We start from the raw sequence: 19,502 nt of genomic DNA on the forward strand, positions 1-19,502 counted from the left end.
GTCTACTGGTCTCCGCGAGGAAACCGATTCGATGCCCTACATCCTGTCGCTCGATCAGGGAACGACCAGCTCGCGGGCCATTCTTTTCAGCCACTCCGGCGAAATTGCCGCCCAGGCGCAGCATGAATTTCAGCAGATTTATCCGAAGCCCGGATGGGTCGAGCACGACTCGTTTGAAATCCTGACGTCACAGATCAGCTCGGCCGTTGAAGCGCTGGGCAAGGCAGGTGTGCGTCCGCGCGATGTCGCCGCCACGGGCATTACGAATCAGCGCGAAACGGTCATTGTGTGGGATCGTGAGACGGGCCGGCCTGTGTATAACGCGATCGTCTGGCAGGACCGGCGTACGGCGTCGCGCTGCAAAGAGCTGACCGGCTCGGGCGCGGAGACCATGATCCGCGAGCGGACCGGGCTGGTGATCGACCCCTATTTCTCGGCCACGAAGATCGCCTGGATTCTGGAGAATGTGGACGGCGCGCGGCAGCGCGCAGAGGATGGAAAGCTCGCCTTCGGCACCGTCGACAGCTGGCTGATCTGGAACCTGACCAGCGGCACAAAGCATGTCACCGACACGACCAACGCATCGCGCACGCTGCTCTTCAATATCGTGACCGGGCAGTGGGATGACGATCTGCTGAAGCTCTTCGGCATTCCGCGCAGCATGATGCCGGAGGTGGTGTGGTCGAGCGAGCCGGTGGGCGACGTGACCACCACGCTGGCGCTCAGCGGGATTCGCATCGCCGGCATAGCGGGCGATCAGCAGGCGGCACTCTTCGGACAGCTTTGCCTGCACCCTGGCGACGCGAAGAACACGTATGGAACCGGCTGCTTTCTGCTGGAGCATATCGGCAACCAGTTTGTGCAGTCGAAGCACCGGCTGATTACGACGCTGGCGGCGAGCGTTGAGCGCAGGCTGGAGTATGCGCTCGAAGGCAGCATCTTTATCGGCGGAGCCGTGGTGCAGTGGCTGCGCGATAATCTGCGCATGATCCGCACTTCTTCTGAAGTGGAAGAGCTGGCTATGTCTGTGCCGGACAGCGATGGCGTCGTCTTCGTTCCGGCCTTTGTCGGCCTTGGCGCGCCGCACTGGGACCCGTATGCCTCCGGCATGCTGATCGGCCTGCAGCGCGGCACACAGCCGGGACACATTGCGCGAGCGGCGCTGGAGAGCATCGCCTTTCAGGTGGCGGATGTGCTGGACGCGATGCGCTCGGAGACCGGCCAGGCCATTCCCGAGCTTCGCGTCGATGGCGGCGCAGCCGTCAACGATATGCTGATGCAGTTTCAGGCCGATCTGCTGGGCGTTCCTGTGGTTCGTCCCCAGGTCACGGAGACGACGGCGCTGGGCGCGGCCTATCTGGCAGGACTCGCGGTCGGCTTCTGGAAAGATCCAAAGGAGATCTGGTCGCACCGGAAGAGCGATACGCGGTTTGAGCCGAAGATGCATCCCGCTGAAGTGCAGGCACGGCGCGAGCGCTGGAATCATGCGGTGGAGCGCGCCAGGGGCTGGTCTCGCTGATGCGGCGCGAGCAGATGCTGCAGAGGCTGCGCGAGCGCAGCACGCCGTGGGACATGCTGATTATCGGCGGCGGAGCCAGCGGTGTCGGCGTTGCCGTCGATGCGGCCTCGCGCGGCTTCGACGTGCTGCTGCTGGAGGCGCAGGACTTCGGCAAGGCCACTTCAAGCCGCAGCACCAAGCTGGTGCATGGCGGCGTGCGCTACCTCGAACAGGGCAACGTCTCGCTGGTGATGTCGGCGCTGAAGGAGCGCGGGCTGCTGCGGCAGAACGCTCCGCACCTGGTGCATGACCTGGCTTTCGTCGTTCCGAATTATTCCTGGTGGGAGGCGCCGTTCTACGGCATCGGACTGAAGCTTTACGACATGCTGGCCGGCAAATATGGCTTCGGCAAATCGCGCCTGCTCTCGCCGGAAGATACGCTGGAGCTGCTGCCCACGCTCGAGACCAATGGGCTGCGCGGCGGCGTGATCTATTACGACGGCCAGTTTGATGACTCCCGCCTGCTCATTCACCTCGCGATGACGGCCGCCGATCATGGAGCGGTGCTGATCAATTACATGCCCGCGATCGAGCTGACCAAAGACGAGGAGGGCTACCTGAACGGGGCCATCGCCAGAGACGAAGAGACCGGCGAATCCTTCACCATTGCCGCGCGGGTCGTCATCAACGCCACCGGCATTTTTACCGACCGCATTCGCAGGCTTGCCGATCCTGACGCGGCGGAGATGATGACTCCGAGCCAGGGCATTCATCTCGTCTTCGACCGCTCGTTTCTGCGCGGAGACACCGCATTGATGGTGCCGCGCACCAGTGACGGACGCGTGCTCTTTGCCATTCCCTGGCACGATCACACTGTCGTCGGCACGACGGACACTCCGCTGGAGGAAGCCGTTTACGATCCGAAACCGCTTGAGGAAGAGATCCGCTTTATCCTGGAGACGGCGGGGCTCTACCTGAGCCGTCCGCCGCAGCGAAGCGATGTGCTGAGCGTCTATGCGGGCATCCGGCCCCTGGTCAAAGCCGACAGCGACAGCAAAACATCGGCACTTTCCCGCGATCATGTCATTCACGTCGATAACTCGGGCCTGCTGACGCTGACCGGCGGCAAGTGGACCACCTACCGGCACATGGCGGAAGACTGCGTGGATCATGCCATCACGCTGGGCCGGCTGCGGGAAGAGCCCTGCGTCACCAAAACCCTGCATATTCACGGCTATCGCGAAGAGATCGAGGATCTGGGCAGTCTGTGGGTCTATGGATCGGATGCCGATGAGATTCGCGCCATTGGCAATGCCGATCCGGCGCTGCGCGCGCCGCTTCATCCCGAGCTGCCCTGCACCGGCGCTGAAGTGGTGTGGGCCGCCCGCGCAGAGATGGCGCGCACGGTGGAAGATGTGCTGGCCCGGCGGAACCGGGCGTTGTTTCTTCATGCGCGCGCGGCAATCGCGATGGCTGAGCCGGCGGCGCGTCTTATGGCGAAGGAACTGGGACTCGACGATGCGTGGATCGCCCGTGAGGTCGAATCCTTCCGGCAGCTGGCGCAGCAGTATCTGGTGATGTGATGCCGGCAAACAGCGATGGATATCGAACAACTATGGTGACGGCATCAGGAAAGTGTGAGTACGGCAAATGAGATGTCCTTTTCTCGGAGAGTTCATGGGAACTCTCATGCTGGTTTTGCTGGGTGATGGTGTCAACGCGGCCGTGCTGCTGAAGCGCTCGAAGGCGGAGGGCAGCGGCTGGATGGTCATTACGACGGGCTGGATGCTCGCCGTGCTGTGCGGCATCTTCACCGCGCAGCTCTTCGGCAGCGCCGATGCTCATCTGAATCCGGCGATCACCCTGGCATCGGCGGCGCAGTCCGGCAGCTTCGGCCATGTCGCAGGCTTCGCGCTGGCGCAGATGCTTGGCGCATTCACGGGGGCGGTGCTGGTGTGGCTTCACTACTATCCGCACTGGAAGATCACTGATGATCCGGAGCTGAAGCGCGCCGTCTTCTGCACCGGTCCGGCGATCCGTAATCCGCTGACAAACTTTCTGAGCGAAGTGATCGGGACCGCGGTTCTTGTGCTGGTGGCGGGCGCGATGAGCTCGAAGCTGGTGCTCACCTCGGGCGCGGCGGCCGGGCTGTCGCCGTGGCTGGTGAGCTGCGTGGTCTGGGGAATCGGCCTTTCGCTCGGCGGAACGACCGGCTATGCGATCAATCCCGCGCGCGATCTGGGACCGCGTGTGGCGCACGCTCTGATGCCGATTGCAGGCAAAGGATCGAGCGACTGGGGCTATGCCCTGATTCCAATTCTCGGCCCTGCCACCGGAGGCATATTGGCAGGGCTGGTGCTGCGCTGGATCGGCGCTTGATCAAAACATAATCAGAAGTGGTGCAGGCGCTCCGGCGCAGGCACCTCAACCGGACGCGCCGCTTCGCGCTCAAGCGACCGGCTGACAAGATCGCGCGAGCCAAGCCCGACGGCCAGCGCCAGCGCCAGCACAATGCCGCCGAAGAGGATTCCGAAGGCCAGCTCGACGATCTCACCACCAAGCGCCAGATGATCGAGAACCATGGCCGCAGTCAGAACGAAGATAAGCCAGCGCACGCCCATGCTCAGAATGCGCGCGTAGCTCAGGTTGAGATTGACGGACGCGATAAGAACGCTGCGCGAAAGGAAGCGCCCCAGAACCGTGCCGGCCAGAAGCAGAATCGCCGCGCCGATGATGCGCGGAATATAGGAGAAGATGTACGCGGAGATTCCGGCCTCCGACGATCCCGCTTCAAATGCGGAGACACCCACGAGCAGACCGATGATGATGAAGCCCCAGAAGATCACCCGCGTAATCAGCAGTGTGGGCGTGTAGCGCGGCGTCCACTCGGCGATCGTGCCTGTTCCCTTACCCATGCGCTCATCGAACTTCACCGCAATGAGAATGCGGCGCGCCAGCATGGCCAGCGCCCAGGCGATCACAAGAAAGATCAACAGCGCCACGATGAATGCCAGAATGCCGGGCAGCAGTATGGCGATCTTGTTAATCACCCGCACCATCGACTGGTGAAGCGATTGTTCGACCTGATTCCACATGATGTTTCTCCTTCGACGGAGCTACGGATTGAACCGGTCCGGCCATCTCCAGCGCGAAACCAGATATGGCTTGTTGTCTTCGTAAGCGCGAGCCAGCTGCTCCAGCCGCTGTTCGGCCGCCGCATGGGTCATATTTGATACTTCTCTGACGTAGGACGCTACCCATCCCAGGTAGAGCGGCGTCAGCGCGCCCAGCAGATGTGTCCGGCTGATGGTGCGCAGCCGGTGTGCGAGAGCGAAGTCGTACACAATTTTCACCCACAGCGTGTCGGGCATGCGAAACTGCTCCGGCGACTGGCGAGCGAGATGCTTCAGCTCAAGCAGAGTGACGGGAGGCAGCACCAGACGCCACACCTCATCCAGGTTCTTCGATCCCAGAAGAAATGAGTCGATCATCGGCTTCGCATCGATTGGCTCCTCGCTCACCGGGGGCGGCGTGGGCGTTCCCCACGTGGGCGTCTGCTGCGAGGCGCGCACGCGCTGCCACTGCGCCGCATACTGCTCCATTTCGAGAAAAGCGGAGCCGACAAGCTGCGCAAGCACGACGCTTAGTTCCAGACCCTCGGTGGGAACGTGGTGATGCACATCGAGATATACCTGGCCGATCGGAGCAGCATCGATGGCGGCGACGGTCGCAGGCCACAGAAGAGAGCGATCCGCCTGATTGCCCGAGCGCGCAGACAGAGCAAGCCGCGTGCTCAGCCGCGCCGACACGCCGAATTCAAATGGCAGAGGATAGCGTACGCGCCGCCCGTAAAGCGCCCGCGTCAGCGGTGAGAGGATGCCGCTGTTGATCAGTCCGTCGTACTTCCCGACGGGATAAATCGGCGTCACCAGATCGCACTGCTTTTCGACCGAAGCGTAGAGCAGCATCTGAATGCTCTGCACATGGAGCGCAACCAGATCTGCATTGAGGACGAGACAGCTTCCCGCGTTCAGCAGCGCCGCTATCTCCAGAATGGAGCGCTGCGCCGATGCGGCTTCGATCCACAGCTCGCCGGCTGGTCCGGAAGACGGCGACGGATATTGCAGGCACACAACGGTCGAATCCGGAGCGGAGGGAGGCTGCTCCGGCGGCGTGTCTCCGGGAAACGCAAAGACGATCTTCTGCGCCGTCTCGCCCAGCTCCGCAATCACCTGCGCCGCGCGTTCATAAAAACCATCGCGGCCGACTGTGCCCCAGACACCGATCAGGACGTCGACAGAACCGATCGCTTCAATCCTGCGTTTTGTCTCTTCCGGAAGTTCCACTCTTGCCATCGCGTGCTATCCCCCTGCTTACAAAGGCAGAGACAGAATTCCCGCCAGAGGAATATGTATCCAGGCCGGCCGGTTGTTGAGTTCGTATTCGAGTTCGTACAGCGCCTTATCCATCAGGTACGTCTCGAGCAGGACATCGAAATCCTCTGCGGACTGCGGGCAGACCGCGGCATGATCCGGCACCTGCCGGTAGCCGCGCAGAAACTCGGCGCTGATGGATATCTCCCACAACCGTGCCCACGGCTCAAGCTGGTGGAAGTCCTCGGGCCGCCGCGTGGTGTATTTGATGAGCGCCGCATAGGCAGCATAGCTGAAGGAGCGCAGCATACCCGCAACATCCTTCAGCGGCGAATGCTTCGCGCGCCGCTCGGCAAGCGAGCGTGCCGGCTCGCCTTCAAAATCCAGGATAACGAAATCGCTTTTCACGCGAAGCACCTGCCCCAGATGATAATCGCCGTGCACCCGTGTCCGTTTGCCTCCATCGGCGACCTGCAGATTTTTGCGGAAGTGTCCGAGCAGCAATTTGCGGCGGCCCAGGGCAAGACCCGCGGTTTCGACAACATCGTCAGGAAGAGTGGCCAGGTTCGCCTTGAGCGCATCGAGCGCCTGCACGGCTCGCGCCGCAGCCGTTTCGCGCAGCCGGAAAAGATCTTCGGGCGTGAGGGGCTCCGGAGCAAACGCAGGATCGTCTGTTGAGCCGGCCAGCGCCTGATGCAGCTCCGCGGTTCTTCTTCCCAGCGTTCCCGCTGCTTCGAGATAGAGCCCGGCGTGCTCGTGTACTTCCGGCGGAACCGTCCAGCCGGTCAGCTCGCCCAGCCGTATGGCGGGGCCGGAGCGTGCGCCGGCTTGAAAGACACTGGAAGCGCAGCCCTCGTAATACCGCTCCAGCTCTTCGAGCGTCCACTGCCATCCGTCGCCCTCGTTGGCCACAAGCCCCTGCAGCATGGCAAGCGTCGATGCCTCGCTGCCCTTGGGCTGATATTCAATGGAGCCGCAGAAGGGCGCGATGTTCGTGAAGGTGCTGCGCTCCGCCAGAAAACGGCCGATCTCCGTATCCGGGTTGGGCCCGGGCTGCTGTCTGCGAAAGAGCTTCATGATCAGCCGGTCGTCAAAGAGCACCGACGAATTGCTCTGCTCGGCTCCGGCAATTCGCGGAGGCAGCTCGCCCGCATCGCGGCACAGCTCAGCAAGTTTTTTGTCCGGACTTCCCTCGATGACGCCGGCATGGGTGACGATGCGGCCGCCGCTCTTCAGCAGCTCCAGCAGCGCCGTGCAGGAGCTGCGGCGCTGCAGCGCATCGTGCAGCACGCCGGTATCGCGCATCGTCTCCACCGACGCCAGTACCTGATTGGGCGAAGAGCGAATGCTTTCCGCATCGGGACCAAACGACATGCTCAGCAGCATCAGATAATTGTCGGCCTCCCCTGTATCGTAATCGACACTGATACAGATCAGAGCCGAGCGCTGCTCATCGAAGGGCGCCCAGTCATTCACCGCTGTTCTTCGAATCGTCCGCGACTTCCCGCCGAACCAGCGCTGCCGCAGCAGAAATTCCGGCAGCACATTCTCCAGCCTGCGAACACCATCTCCGGTCAGAATGCTCTCCCAGTCCGTTTCACCGGCAACCTGGAAGGTGTGATCATCCTGAGTTTTCGCGGGAAGATCGGGGGCCTCCCGCGAGGGCTGCAGCTCCAGCCAGAGAAAGCCGTATGGCGCCAGCGTAAGCGGATACGGCTGCTTTGTAATGGCAGGAAACTCAACATATCCCAGCATCTCGACGGGCACCATGCCGTCGAATTCCGCCAGATCCAGCTGCACCGGCTGCGCGAAGCGCGAGAGATTCGCCACGCACAGCACCTGTTCTCCATCCAGCTGGCGCGCGTAAGCAAGAATCTTGCGATTGGATGGATTGAGAAAGCGCAGGCTGCCACGTCCAAAGACCTGGAAGAGCTTGCGCAGCGCAATCATATTGCGCATCCAGTTCAGCAGCGAGGACGGATCACTCTGCTGCGCTTCGACATTGATCGCCTCATAGCCCCAGACCGGGTCCATGATGAGCGGGCTGTACAAACGCGCCGGATTCGAGCGCGAAAAGCCGCCGTTCCGGTCCGCCGTCCACTGCATGGGAGTGCGCACGCCGTTGCGGTCGCCGAGATAAATGTTATCGCCCATGCCGATCTCGTCGCCGTAGTAGAGAATCGGCGTGCCGGGAAAGGAAAAGAGCAGGCTGTTGAGCAGCTCGATACGGCGTCGATTGTTGTCGAGCAGCGGAGCCAGCCTGCGCCGGATGCCGATGTTGATACGCATGCGCGGATCGGCGCTGTAGGCCAGATACATGTAGTCGCGCTCGTCATCGGTCACCATCTCCAGCGTCAGCTCATCGTGGTTACGCAGAAAGAGCCCCCACTGGCAGTTATCGGGGATATCCGGCGTCTGCGCCATGATGTCGGTGATCGGCAAACGGTCCTCCTGACGCAGCGCCATGTAGATGCGCGGCATCAGCGGAAAGTGAAAGGCCATGTGGCATTCATCGCCATCGCCGAAGTACGGACGCACATCGGTCGGCCACTGATTGGCCTCGGCCAGCACCATGCGGTTGGCATAGCCTTCATCAATGGCGGAGCGAATCGCCCGGATCACCGCATGCGTCTCCGCAAGGTTTTCGCAGTTGGTGCCGTCGCGCTCCACCAGATATGGAATCGCGTCGATGCGAAGCCCGTCCGCGCCCATATCGAGCCAGTAGCGCAGAATCTTCAGAATCTCTTCCATGACCAGCGGATTGTCGTAGTTCAGATCCGGCTGATGCGAGAAGAAGCGGTGCCAGAAGTAGGCCTGCGCCACCGGGTCCCACGTCCAGTTCGATTTCTCCGTGTCCGTGAAGATGATGCGCGCATCCTGATACTTCTGGTCGGTGCCGCTCCACACATAAAAATCGCGCTCCGGCGATCCTGGCGGAGCATGGCGCGCCCGCTGAAACCAGGGGTGCTGATCGGAGGTGTGATTGATGACCAGCTCGATGAGCACCTGCAGGCCGCGTTCGTGCGCGGCATCAAGAAACTGGCGGAAGTCGTCAATCGTTCCATAACTGGGATTGACGTTCATGTAGTCGGAGATGTCGTAGCCGTCGTCGCGCAGAGGCGAAGGAAAGAACGGAAGCACCCACAGGCAGGTGACGCCCAGGTCCTGCAGATAGTCCAGCTTCTGAATCAGCCCCTGAAAGTCGCCGATACCATCATTGTTGCTGTCGGCAAAGGCCTTGACGTGCAGCTCATAGATAACTGCGTCCTTGTACCACAGGGGGTCGGGATTGCTCCCTGGCTTTCCGATTGTCATCTGACGTGCCTGCATTCTGCTGACGATCCTTACTGGTAGTAATCGAAATCATTTTCCGATCGCACGCGCCGCAGAATGCGGAAGACATGCGCCGGTAATTTCTCCGGAGCCAGCTCCACATAGTTGCTCCGGCCCTGCCACAGATAGGTCTGCCCGGTAAGCAGATCGCGCACCTGAAAGCTCTCCTCCTCGCCAAGCTGCAGATGATCCAGATCAAGACTGACCCAGCCCGACTGCGTATGGAAAGGATCGAGATTCACAACGGTAACGATCATATTCGATCGCTCCGGATTCGACTTGCTGTACGCGATCAGCTGCGGGTTATCCGTGGCGTGGAAGTACAGATCGTGATTCGTGTGCAGCGCCGCATTATCGCGGCGCGCGCGGTTCAGCGCGGTGATCACTCCCTGAATGCTCTCCGGCGCGTCTGTATTCCAGTGCTTCAGCTCATACTTTTCCGAATCCAGATACTCTTCGCTTCCCTGCCGCACGGGCTGGTTCACGCACAGCTCATAGGCAGGACCATAGATGCCGTAGTTCGAGCTCAGCGTCGCAGCCAGCACCAGCCGGCTGATAAAGGCCGGCCGACCGCCGGTCTGCAGGCTCTCGTGAAGAATATCGGGAGTGTTCGGCCAGAAGCTGGGGCGGAAGTACTCTTTCAGCTCGCTCTGCGTCAGCTCTTCGAGATACTCTGTCAGCTCCTGTTTTGTATTACGCCACGTGAAATAGGTATAGGACTGCGAAAAGCCGAGCTTCGCCAGCCGCTGCATCACACGCGGACGCGTAAAGGCCTCGGCCAGAAACAGCGCCTCCGGATGGTCGCGTTTGATCTCCGCAATCGCCCACTCCCAGAAAGGAAAGGCCTTGGTATGCGGATTATCGACGCGAAAGATGCTCACTCCCTTGTCGAGCCAGAAGAGAAACACATCTCTGAGCGCGTTCCATAAGCCCCGCCAGTCACTGCTTTCAAAGTTCAGCGGATAAATATCCTGATACTTCTTGGGCGGATTCTCCGCGTACTGAATCGTTCCGTCGGCCCGTTTCTTAAACCACTCCGGATGCTCGCGCACCCAGGGATGATCCGGAGAGCACTGGAAGGCGATGTCCAGAGCGATCTCGAGGCCGAGCTGATTCGACTTTCGTACCAGGCTGCGGAATTCCGCGAGTGTGCCGAGCTGCGTGTGGATCGCCGTGTGACCGCCGTCGGATGCTCCGATCGCCCAGGGGCTGCCGACATCGCCTGGCGCGGCATCGACGGCATTGTTCTTTCCCTTGCGGAAGCTCCGGCCGATGGGATGAATCGGCGGCAGATACAGAACGTCGAAGCCCAGACCGGCAACGTAGTCGAGCCGCTCCTCACAGTCTCTGAAGGTCCCGTGCCTGCCCGGCTCGAATGATGCCGAGCGGGGGAAGATCTCATACCACGCGGAAAAGCCGGCACGCTTCCGATCCACCGTTACGGAAAGAGCGGGCTCGTATTGCGTCTCCAGCGTTTCGTCATAACAGCGCTGCATCAGCGCCGCGAGCCCGGGATGCAGCGCGGTCTCCTTCACTCCTTCGTCGCCCACGTGCTCGCGAAGCAGATTCTTCCAGAGGCGCAGTTCTTTCAGGTCATCGCCCGCAGCACGGCGCTCGGCCTCTTCGATCAGCACGGCTCCGTTGAGCAGGTCCACGCGGATATCCTGCCCGGCCTCCATGCGCTTCAGCAGGTCGGCGCGCCATGTATCGAAGTGATCGATATGGCCCGCGATGGTATAGGCATACTGCCCCATCTGCGTTACCGGAAACTCGCCGCGCCAGCGGTCATTTCCCAGCGAGACCATCTCCAGACGCTGCCATACGGTTTCCTGGGCGGGCCGCCAGAGCAGTTGAGCCGCAACGTGGTCGTGCCCATCGGCAAATACGTCTGCTTCAACCGATACTGTTTCTCCCACTGTTCGTTTGATCGGGAACAACCCCGAGTCGATCTGAGGGGTTACCGCTTCTATGACGACACGCTTTCGTCCGTCGAATTGTGTCAGTTTCACGCGAACAACTTTCTCCCCGGCAGGTATTCCGGCATGCAGCCCTCAGAAAGAAGATGCCGGATTCCAAAAATATGTTTTGTGTGAACGGGAAAACTTGTGCGCCGATCCACTTTCTTTCCGGTAAAGGCCGCTTATGGAATGAGCAGGAGCTTGCCGGTGGTTTTGCGGGCTTCCAGATCGCGATGCGCGCGCTGCGCATCGGCCAGCGGATAGGTGTGCTCCATACGCACCTTCAGCCGGCCCTTCGCAATAGCGCGAAAGACATCGCCGGCGCGCCATGCAAGGTCTTCCCGTGTGAGCGTGTAGTGGCCGAGGGTCGGCCGCGTAAGAAAGAGCGATCCCTTCACCGAGAGCTGAATGGGATCAAAGGGCGGCACCGCGCCGCTCGAGCCTCCAAACAGCACCATCATGCCGCGCGGGCGCAGGCAGTTGAGCGATTTGTCGAAGGTGGTCTTGCCGACCGAATCGTACACCACGTCGACACCGCGGCCTTCCGTAAGCCGCTTCGTCTCCGCTTCAAAGTCCGCCTGGGTGTAGAGAATGACCTCCGCCGCGCCGGCCTCACGCGCCAACTTCGCCTTTTCTTCCGTCGAAACGGTCGCGATCACACGCGCCCCGATCGCCGACGCCATCTGCGTGAGCAGCAGCCCGACTCCTCCGGCGGCCGCATGTACCAGAGCGGTTTCACCGGCCTTCAGGGGCCAGGTGGAGTGCGCGAGATAATGGGCCGTCATGCCCTGCAGAATGGCCGCAGCAGCCAGCTTCAGGTCCACATCATCCGGCACCTTCACCAGCTTCGCCGCGGGCACCGCGGCATATTCGGCGTAAGCGCCCAGAATATTGCACCAGGCAACGCGGTCACCAGGCTTCACCTCGTCCACGCCCTCGCCGACGGCTTCTACCATGCCTGCGGCCTCCTGGCCATCCACGAACGGGAGGGCGGTCTTATAACGGCCTTCGCGATAGTAGATATCGATGAAATTCACGCCACAGGCTTGAATGCGAACCAGCGCCTCACCGGCCTTCGGCACGGGAACAGGAATATCACTGAGAGTAAGGGCTTCCGGGCCGCCGGTCTGCAGAATCTGAATGGCTTTCATACGGCATGACCATGCCACAGAAGTGGGCTTTCATGCAACGCCGGGAGCAGGATGCTGTCATCGCACAGCAGCAAAAAATGCCTCCCAACGGGAGGCATCCTCTGATTATTTTGGGTAAAGAGCCGGGAGCAATTAGTTTTCTGAAAGAATGCTCGGCTCCTCAGGAGCGCGCAGCCGCACCAGCCGGTCAATCGTATAGGGAGCGCGATGCGAGGCCGTGTGATAGTGGCGCACCTGCAGCTCACCCAGCAGGCCGATGGCCAGCATCTGCGTTCCCGCCAGGATCAGGATACCGGCGATAACGAAGAGCGGACCATGCTGATCCATGACATGCTGATGCGTCACCAGCTTCAGCACCGCCAGAAAGACCGAAAGCACTCCACCCAGCAGAATGCTCAGTGCGCCGAAGGCACCGAAGAAGTGCAGCGGACGCGTCATGTACTTCAGCAGAAAACGGATCGTCAGCAGGTCGAAGAAGACGCGGAAGGTGCGGCCGATACCATAGTGCGATTTGCCGCGCTCGCGGTTGACGTTCTTAATCGGGATCTCACAGATACTGGCGCCATACCACGAGGCCAGAGCCGGGATGAAGCGGTGCATCTCGCCATACAGCGGGATGTTCTGAATGACCTCGCGCCGGTACGCCTTATACGTGGTGCCGAAGTCATGAATGTTGACGCCGGAGAGCTTTGCCATCAGCCAGTTGGCGCAGCGCGAGGGAAAACGCCGCATCACGAAGTTGTCGATGCGCTCTTTCCGCCAGCCGCTGACGACGTCGTAGCCTTCCTCCAGCTTTTCGAGGAAGTTAGGGATCTCCTTCGGATCGTGCTGCAGATCGCCATCCATGGCCAGCACAAACTCGCCCTGCGAGTGATCGAAGCCGGCAGCCAGCGCCGAGGTCTGCCCGAAGTTGCGGCGCAGCTTCACAACCAGCACACGGCTGTCGACCGCGGCGATCTCCTCCAGCAGCTTGTAGGTGCGATCACTGGAGCCGTCGTCCACGAAGATGAGCTCAAAGCTGTCTCCCACCTGTTCCATCACGGCCTTCAGCCGGTCGTACATGGCGGTGACATTTTCTTCTTCGTTGTGGAAGGGGACGACGATGGAATATTTCGGCATGACTTACCTCATTATATAGACGCGATACCGAGGCAGCCGTTTCTTTTACTGGTTCCCTTTCCTGGCCGCCTTTCCGGCGGAATCCTGCTCATTCTTACAGTTTCGCAATTTCTTCGACAGCAATGCGGGCAGCTTCCGCGCAGGCCGTGCGGTCCACGTCCTTATGGGTCACAAAGCGGACGGCCTGCGGTCCCACGACGCTGGCCAGCACGCCGCTGCGCTTCAGCCGCGCCACCAGCTCTTCCGGAGAGGATTCACCGCGCAGGCGGAAGATCACGATATTGGTCTGCACTGTTTCGAGATCGATCTCCACCTGCTTCAGCTCCGCCAGGTGCTCCGCCAGCAGCCGCGCGTTGGCATGGTCTTCCTGCAGCCGTTGCGGCATCTCTTCCAGGGCGATCAGGCCGGCCGCGGCCAGCACACCTGCCTGCCGCATACCGCCGCCCAGCGCCTTGCGAATATTCCTCGCGCGATCGATCGCCTCCGCCGAACCCACGAGCAAAGAGCCTACCGGAGCGGCCAGCCCCTTCGACAGGCAGAACATCACCGTCGCAAAGCCGCGCGTCAGCTCGCGCACGCCGATGCCGAGCGCCACGGACGCGTTGAAGATGCGGGCTCCATCGAGATGGACAGGCAGATTCCGCTCGCTCGCGCCCAGCCAGATCTCTTCCAGCACCTCAGGCGGAAGAGCCACGCCGCCGGCCATGTTGTGCGTGTTTTCGAGCGTAATCAGGCCCGTGGGCGCGCGATGATAGCTTTTGCCATAGAGAAACGGCTCGATCAGCTTCCAGGTAAGTATGCCGCGCGGCGCGGCGATGGTGCGGAGCTGGCAGCCCGAAAAGGTCGCGGCCATGGCCATCTCCCAGTCGACGACATGGGCGCGCGCCTCGCAGACAATCTCCTGCCCCGGACGCGTGTGCAGACGCATTGCGATCTGATTGCCCATCGTGCCCGACGGAACAAAGATTGCTGCCTCGCGTCCGAAGACCGCGGCAGCCCTGGCTTCCAGCAGATTGATGGTCGGGTCTTCACCATATACGTCGTCGCCCACTTCGGCTGCGGCCATTGCGGCGCGCATCGCCGGGGTTGGCTTCGTGACGGTGTCGCTGCGCAGGTCAATCGCCGCAACAGGGGCGGACGACGACACCTTTGCGGAGGCCTCTTCAGCAGAACTCATCGCAGGAGAAGACATACGAACATTTCAGCACAGGAGAAGCCTTCCTGGGCAGGCACTTTCTCAGACTGCGGCGGCCCGCTCTTCCAGAAACCTTCCGAAGACCTCGTTCGACAGCAGACGCCCCTGCGCGGTCAGCGCCACATGGTCCCGGGAGCGCACGACAAGGCCCTCAGATTCCAGCTCGCGCAGTCTTCCGACATATTCGCCGACATTCTCCGCGCCAAACTCCTCACACAGAGCGGTCAGGCTGACACCCTGATTCAGACGCAGCCCGAGAAACCACGCCTCTTCCAGCTCTTCCCTGCGCGTAAGCCAGTGCGGCTCGTTCCATCCCGCAGCAGCAAGAAACGGCTCCAGTTCATCTGTCGTGGCAAAGCGCAGCGCCTGCCCCGCGCCGGTTCGCAGCATGGAGTGCGCATCGACACCGATGCCCAGATACGGCGCACGCTGCCAGTACTTCAGGTTGTGACGGGATGAGTGATCGGCTTGTGCACCCGTCCGGACAAAGTTGGAGATCTCGTACTGCATCATTCCCTGCCCGGCCAGAAAGGCAACACCCTCTATATAAAAATCGGCGATCGCATCGTCGGAGGGAATCTCGACTGCGTGATAGCGCAGGCCGCCGATACCAATCTCACGGCCCAGACGCGAATCGTCATCCACTTCGAGCATGTAGATACTGGCATGGTCTACGCCGGTGTCCGCAAGAACAGCCAGCGACTCGCGCCAGGAAGCGGCCGTCTGTCCAGGAAGACCTGCGATCAGGTCGAGGCTGATATTGCTGATTCCCGCGGTGCGCACGCGGCGAATGTCTTCAAGAGCGATGGCGCGGTTATGCAGGCGTCCGGTAAGCGCGGCCTCGCGGTCGATGAAGGACTGGACGCCGAAGCTGATGCGATTCACGCCCGCCGCAGCGAAGGCGGCAAGCGTGGCCTCCTCAAGCTGGCCGGGCGCACATTCGACGGTTATCTCCGCATCCGGCATGACCGTCAGCTCGCCACGGATCGCAGAGAAGATCCGGCGCACCAGCTCCGCGGGCAGAATAGACGGAGTGCCACCGCCGAAGTAGATCGTATCCGCAGCCGCAGGCAGAACAGCGCCCCACGCCGCAGCCTGCGCACGCGCCGTATGAAGATCCGCTTCCAGCCGCGCGGTGTATTGTTCGAAGTAGCTCGACGGAAAGACGCCTGAAGCGAAGTTGCAGTAGGTGCACTTCGAGCGGCAGAACGGCACCGAAATGTAGAGGCCGAGCGTTTCCATCTGCCTCTATTGTTGCACTGCGCGGGAATCGGCTGTTATGCCGGGCAAAGGCAGGCCGCGCCCTGAAGCTGTTCCCTTCAGAGCGCGGGCACAAACAATAAAAATTACGCCGACACAGGAGTGCTGACTTCGTCCAGCCGGCGAAGCGCACCGGCGTCCAGTTTCAGGTCCGCCGCAGCGGCCAGATCATCGAGCTGGCGATCATTGGTGGCGCTGGCAATGGGAGCGGTGATACCGGGCTGGGCCAGCAGCCACGCAAGCGCAACCCGCGCCGGCGTCGACTGCAGTCCTTCGGCAATCTCCGTCAGCGCATCCACCACGGCGAAGCCGCGATCGTTGAGATACTTCTGCACCATCGCTCCGCGCGCCGCCTTCGCCGCGTCTCCCGCACCGCGGTACTTGCCGGTAAGGAAACCGGCCGCAAGCGAGAAGTACGGAATCACTCCGATGCCGTACTGCTGCACCACCGGCAGCAGATCCGTCTCAAAGTCGTGCCGCTCCATCAGGTTGTAATGCGGCTGCAGCGAGATGTAGCTGGCGAAGCCGTGCTTTTTGCTCGTCTCCAGAGCTTCGGCGAGCCGCAGGCCGGAGTAGTTCGACGCGCCGAGATAACGAACCTTGCCCGCCTTCACCAGCTTGTCAAAAGCGCCAAGCGTCTCTTCGAGCGGCGTCTCCTTATCATCGCTGTGCGCCTGATAAAGATCGATGTAGTCGGTCTGCAGGCGGCGCAGAGAGTCTTCGACGGCCTGTTCGATGTAGGCCGCCTTCAGACCCTTGCGGCCATCGCCCATATCCATGCCGACTTTGGTCGCGAGAATGACCTGGCTGCGATGTCCGCTCTTTGCAAACCAGCGGCCAAGAATCGTCTCCGACTCGCCTCCCTGATGGCCGGGAACCCATCGGGAGTACACGTCGGCGGTATCCACAAAGTTGAGACCGGCGTCGAGCGCGCGATCGAGCTGATGGAAGGTGTCGGCTTCAGAGAGCGTCCAGCCATAAACATTGCCGCCGAGAACGATGGGAGGGACTGCCGGACCCGATGAACCGAGTGTTCTCTTCTGCATCGCGAAGTACTCCTTAAAGATGATGTGCCAGGAAAAATGACGTTTACAGACTACAGCCCAGCATAGACGATGGAACAACGGAGCGGACAAGCGGCTGCCGCGCCAGCACATCGCACGAGACCGTATCTGCATCCCCTGTAAGGAGGCGTGCTTCATGATTTCTGCTTCGGCTTCGACACGTACGCGCTGCTGCATTGCCGGAGGCGGTCCTGCGGGTATGGTGCTCGGTTATCTGCTGGCGCGCGCGGGCGTTCCGGTTGTCGTGCTGGAGAAGCACGCAGACTTTCTGCGCGACTTTCGCGGAGATACCGTGCATCCGTCGACGCTCGAAATCATGCACGAGCTGGGCCTGCTCGATGCGTTTCTCATGCGGCCTCACCAGAAGATTCAGGAGCTGAACGCAGTGATCGGAGGGAAAGAGATCGCGGTCGCCGACTTTTCCCACCTGCCCCTGCACTGCAAATTCATCGCGCTGATGCCGCAGTGGGATTTTCTGAACTTCATCGCCGAACAGGCAAAGCAGTTTCCCCACTTTGCGCTGTGCATGGAAACGCGCGCCGTGGAGCTGGTGGAAAAAGATGGGAAAGTGACGGGTCTGCGCGCGGAAAGCAACGATGGGCCGCAGGAGATTTCGGCCAATCTGGTTGTTGCCGCCGATGGCCGCCACTCCGACCTGCGCCGCGCCGCCGGGCTGGAGGTGATCGATCGCGGCGCGCCGATTGACGTGCTGTGGATGCGCCTGCCGCGTCACCCTGACGATCCGGAAGCCACCGGCGGGCGGTTTGCCACGGGCCATATCCTGGTGATGATCAACCGCGGCGATTACTGGCAGTGCGCCTTCGTCGTGCCGAAAAATGGGTATGAAGCCATTCGCAGCGCCGGCCTCGATGCTTTTCGCAGGGAGATTCTGTCTCTGGCTCCCTTCGCCGCAGATCGCATCGCGGAGCTGAATGACTGGGACAAAATCAAGCTGCTGACGGTAACGGTGAACCGGCTGAAGCAGTGGTCAAAGCCGGGCTTTTTGTGCATCGGCGATGCGGCTCATGCCATGTCGCCCGTGGGCGGAGTGGGCATCAATCTTGCCATTCAGGATGCGGTCGCGGCTGCGAATCTGCTGGCGCAACCGCTGCGCGGCGGAGCTCCATCGCCCGATGCGCTCGCATCGGTTCAGCGCCGGCGCGAATGGCCGACGAAGATGACGCAGAGCCTGCAGATCTTCATCCAGAACAATATTCTGGCGCATGCATTGTCGGATGCTTCGCCAAAGAACGAGGTTCCCTTCGCGCTGAAAGCGGTGCAGCGCCTTCCATTTCTTCGCCGCATTCCCGCCAGAGTCTTTGGCATGGGCTTTCGCCCCGAGCACGCTGCACCGTTTCTTCGCAAAAGCTGAAAGCATCGGATCGCGTCCGTCTGTTCAGCCGATGGCGTCCTCATCGCAGTACAGCGTGTGGCGTTGCCGCAGCAGCTGTTTGATGGTGGGCTTCATCTCGCGGACCAGGCGAAGAAACGCACGCTGCATGCCGGTTTCATTCTCAGGAGACCACGCCATCACCACTCCAAGATGCGCGGTATTGGGACGAATACGGCAGCTGACCACCTGGCTCGACATCAGCGACCAAAGACCGGCCGGAACCAGGCCCACTCCTTCTCCCGCCTCGACCAGCGTCAGCACAGCCGACCAGCGAGAGGCCGTATGCGCAATGCGCGGCGAAAATCCGGCGCGGCGGCAGATCGAGATGATGGTGTCGAAGAGTGTGGGCGAGGTCTCACGATTGCAGAGAACGAAATCCTCTCCCGCCAGACTGTCCAGCGGAATGGGCCCCGGCACGAGCGGGTGCTCCCTGGGCAGCGCGGCAACGATCGGATCGCGGTAGAGCGGCTCGGAGCGCAGGGTCAGATCGAAGGGCGGCTCCAGCGGCCGGGTAAAACCGATATCGATCTTTCGCTCGACGAGCGCCTCCGATTGTTCGGCGGCGTGCATTTCATGCAGCGAGAGCTGCACACCCGGGTAGCGCCTGCGAAACTCGCGAATGATCTGCGGGAAAAAGGCGCCGGTTCCCCAGGCAAAGAAGCCAATCGCAAGACGCCCCACTTCATCGCGCATGGAGCGCTGCGCCATCTCCACGGCACGATCGGCGGAAGCGAGAATCCTGCGCGCTTCGGCAAGAAATATCTCTCCATGGCGGGTGAGACGCACCTGTCGCTGCGAGCGGTCGAGCAGCGTTACGCCGATCTCGCTTTCAAGGTCGCCGATCTGTTCGCTGATGGCCGACTGCGAGACATACAGATGGCGAGCCGCATGGCTGAACCCTTTGCGCTCGGCCACGGCACAGAAGTAGCGGAGATGCCGCAGTTCCATGTCTGCTATCCTATCGGAAATACCGATGGGACGCGTCGGCACAAACTTTGAAGCCATCCCGTCGTAAGCTGGTCAAATCATTACAGAGTTCTTTCGGCCTTTGCATGCTCCGGACAGGAGTCCCCGGTATGGCTTTCCGCGAGCTTTGACTGCCTCATTTCAGCAACGCAACGGCCATTGCGGGATGGCCAATACGGCGCCGGCCGTGCT

General features: G+C 61.3%; 14 protein-coding genes. 4 read left to right on the forward strand and 10 right to left on the reverse strand.

Annotation, left to right across the window (positions count from 1 at the left end):
- The first annotated feature begins 31 nt into the window (after window positions 1–31).
- The 3 genes from glpK to D0Y96_RS00465 all read left to right on the forward strand — a co-directional run bounded on the left by glpK (window position 32) and on the right by D0Y96_RS00465 (window position 3,877).
- On the forward strand, window positions 32–1,519 hold the full coding sequence (gene glpK / locus D0Y96_RS00455) for a glycerol kinase GlpK (protein WP_117297172.1): 1,488 nt from the start codon (window positions 32–34) through the stop codon (window positions 1,517–1,519).
- On the forward strand, window positions 1,519–3,081 hold the full coding sequence (locus D0Y96_RS00460) for a glycerol-3-phosphate dehydrogenase/oxidase (RefSeq protein WP_117297174.1): 1,563 nt from the start codon (window positions 1,519–1,521) through the stop codon (window positions 3,079–3,081). Before glpK ends, D0Y96_RS00460 begins: the two co-directional genes overlap by 1 nt.
- 67 nt (window positions 3,082–3,148) lie before the next feature.
- Window positions 3,149–3,877, forward strand: a complete 729-nt coding sequence (locus D0Y96_RS00465) for an MIP/aquaporin family protein (protein WP_117297176.1) — start codon at window positions 3,149–3,151, stop codon at window positions 3,875–3,877.
- Window positions 3,878–3,888: 11 nt separating this feature from the next.
- On the opposite strand, the gene D0Y96_RS00470 is transcribed toward D0Y96_RS00465, so the two are convergent.
- The 9 genes from D0Y96_RS00470 to D0Y96_RS00510 all read right to left on the reverse strand — a co-directional run bounded on the left by D0Y96_RS00470 (window position 3,889) and on the right by D0Y96_RS00510 (window position 16,933).
- On the reverse strand, window positions 3,889–4,593 hold the full coding sequence (locus tag D0Y96_RS00470; RefSeq protein ID WP_117297178.1) for a mechanosensitive ion channel family protein: 705 nt from the start codon (window positions 4,591–4,593) through the stop codon (window positions 3,889–3,891).
- A gap of 21 nt (window positions 4,594–4,614) precedes the next feature.
- Window positions 4,615–5,853 carry a hypothetical protein gene (locus tag D0Y96_RS00475; RefSeq protein WP_117297180.1) on the reverse strand — a complete coding sequence of 413 codons (1,239 nt, stop codon included), beginning with the start codon at window positions 5,851–5,853 and terminating at the stop codon, window positions 4,615–4,617.
- Between the two features lie 18 nt (window positions 5,854–5,871).
- Complete coding sequence (gene treS, locus D0Y96_RS00480; RefSeq protein ID WP_117297182.1) at window positions 5,872–9,186, reverse strand: maltose alpha-D-glucosyltransferase; 3,315 nt, start codon at window positions 9,184–9,186, stop codon at window positions 5,872–5,874.
- Between the two features lie 29 nt (window positions 9,187–9,215).
- Window positions 9,216–11,213, reverse strand: coding sequence for an alpha-1,4-glucan--maltose-1-phosphate maltosyltransferase (locus D0Y96_RS00485; protein WP_350448933.1), 1,998 nt, complete (start codon window positions 11,211–11,213; stop codon window positions 9,216–9,218).
- A 131-nt stretch (window positions 11,214–11,344) separates the two neighbouring features.
- Window positions 11,345–12,313: a quinone oxidoreductase family protein gene (locus D0Y96_RS00490; protein WP_117297184.1), complete on the reverse strand. Its 969-nt coding sequence runs from the start codon at window positions 12,311–12,313 to the stop codon at window positions 11,345–11,347.
- A gap of 132 nt (window positions 12,314–12,445) precedes the next feature.
- Complete coding sequence (locus tag D0Y96_RS00495; RefSeq protein WP_117297186.1) at window positions 12,446–13,432, reverse strand: glycosyltransferase family 2 protein; 987 nt, start codon at window positions 13,430–13,432, stop codon at window positions 12,446–12,448.
- A 94-nt stretch (window positions 13,433–13,526) separates the two neighbouring features.
- The gene (locus tag D0Y96_RS00500; protein WP_117297974.1) at window positions 13,527–14,609 is read right to left on the reverse strand and encodes a threonine aldolase family protein; all 1,083 of its coding nucleotides are present in this window, start codon (window positions 14,607–14,609) and stop codon (window positions 13,527–13,529) included.
- 60 nt (window positions 14,610–14,669) lie between these two features.
- Window positions 14,670–15,869: a radical SAM family heme chaperone HemW gene (gene hemW, locus D0Y96_RS00505; protein ID WP_117297188.1), complete on the reverse strand. Its 1,200-nt coding sequence runs from the start codon at window positions 15,867–15,869 to the stop codon at window positions 14,670–14,672.
- A gap of 104 nt (window positions 15,870–15,973) precedes the next feature.
- Window positions 15,974–16,933, reverse strand: coding sequence for an aldo/keto reductase (locus D0Y96_RS00510; protein WP_117297190.1), 960 nt, complete (start codon window positions 16,931–16,933; stop codon window positions 15,974–15,976).
- Between the two features lie 154 nt (window positions 16,934–17,087).
- On the opposite strand from D0Y96_RS00510, the gene D0Y96_RS00515 reads away from it, so the two are divergent.
- Complete coding sequence (locus D0Y96_RS00515; protein ID WP_117297192.1) at window positions 17,088–18,323, forward strand: FAD-dependent oxidoreductase; 1,236 nt, start codon at window positions 17,088–17,090, stop codon at window positions 18,321–18,323.
- Between the two features lie 24 nt (window positions 18,324–18,347).
- Here D0Y96_RS00515 and D0Y96_RS00520 read toward each other — a convergent pair whose 3' ends face one another.
- The gene (locus tag D0Y96_RS00520) at window positions 18,348–19,292 is read right to left on the reverse strand and encodes a LysR substrate-binding domain-containing protein (RefSeq protein WP_117297194.1); all 945 of its coding nucleotides are present in this window, start codon (window positions 19,290–19,292) and stop codon (window positions 18,348–18,350) included.
- Window positions 19,293–19,502: the final 210 nt, after the last annotated feature.

It is taken from the genome of Paracidobacterium acidisoli, from assembly GCF_003428625.2.
In the GTDB taxonomy this organism is placed as follows: Bacteria; Acidobacteriota; Terriglobia; order Terriglobales; family Acidobacteriaceae; genus Paracidobacterium; species Paracidobacterium acidisoli.

Excerpts from the sequence above, each read along its gene's own strand:
- D0Y96_RS00460 (WP_117297174.1), top strand. The coding sequence starts at position 1,519 with ATGCGGCGCGAGCAGATGCTGCAGAGGCTGCGCGAGCGCAGCACGCCG.
- D0Y96_RS00520 (WP_117297194.1), bottom strand. The coding sequence starts at position 19,292 with ATGGAACTGCGGCATCTCCGCTACTTCTGTGCCGTGGCCGAGCGCAAA.
- glpK (WP_117297172.1), top strand. The coding sequence starts at position 32 with ATGCCCTACATCCTGTCGCTCGATCAGGGAACGACCAGCTCGCGGGCC.
- D0Y96_RS00510 (WP_117297190.1), bottom strand. The coding sequence starts at position 16,933 with ATGCAGAAGAGAACACTCGGTTCATCGGGTCCGGCAGTCCCTCCCATC.
- D0Y96_RS00495 (WP_117297186.1), bottom strand. The coding sequence starts at position 13,432 with ATGCCGAAATATTCCATCGTCGTCCCCTTCCACAACGAAGAAGAAAAT.
- hemW (WP_117297188.1), bottom strand. The coding sequence starts at position 15,869 with ATGGAAACGCTCGGCCTCTACATTTCGGTGCCGTTCTGCCGCTCGAAG.
- D0Y96_RS00490 (WP_117297184.1), bottom strand. The coding sequence starts at position 12,313 with ATGAAAGCCATTCAGATTCTGCAGACCGGCGGCCCGGAAGCCCTTACT.
- D0Y96_RS00470 (WP_117297178.1), bottom strand. The coding sequence starts at position 4,593 with ATGTGGAATCAGGTCGAACAATCGCTTCACCAGTCGATGGTGCGGGTG.
- D0Y96_RS00475 (WP_117297180.1), bottom strand. The coding sequence starts at position 5,853 with ATGGCAAGAGTGGAACTTCCGGAAGAGACAAAACGCAGGATTGAAGCG.
- D0Y96_RS00515 (WP_117297192.1), top strand. The coding sequence starts at position 17,088 with ATGATTTCTGCTTCGGCTTCGACACGTACGCGCTGCTGCATTGCCGGA.
- D0Y96_RS00500 (WP_117297974.1), bottom strand. The coding sequence starts at position 14,609 with ATGAGTTCTGCTGAAGAGGCCTCCGCAAAGGTGTCGTCGTCCGCCCCT.
- D0Y96_RS00465 (WP_117297176.1), top strand. The coding sequence starts at position 3,149 with ATGAGATGTCCTTTTCTCGGAGAGTTCATGGGAACTCTCATGCTGGTT.
- treS (WP_117297182.1), bottom strand. The coding sequence starts at position 9,186 with ATGACAATCGGAAAGCCAGGGAGCAATCCCGACCCCCTGTGGTACAAG.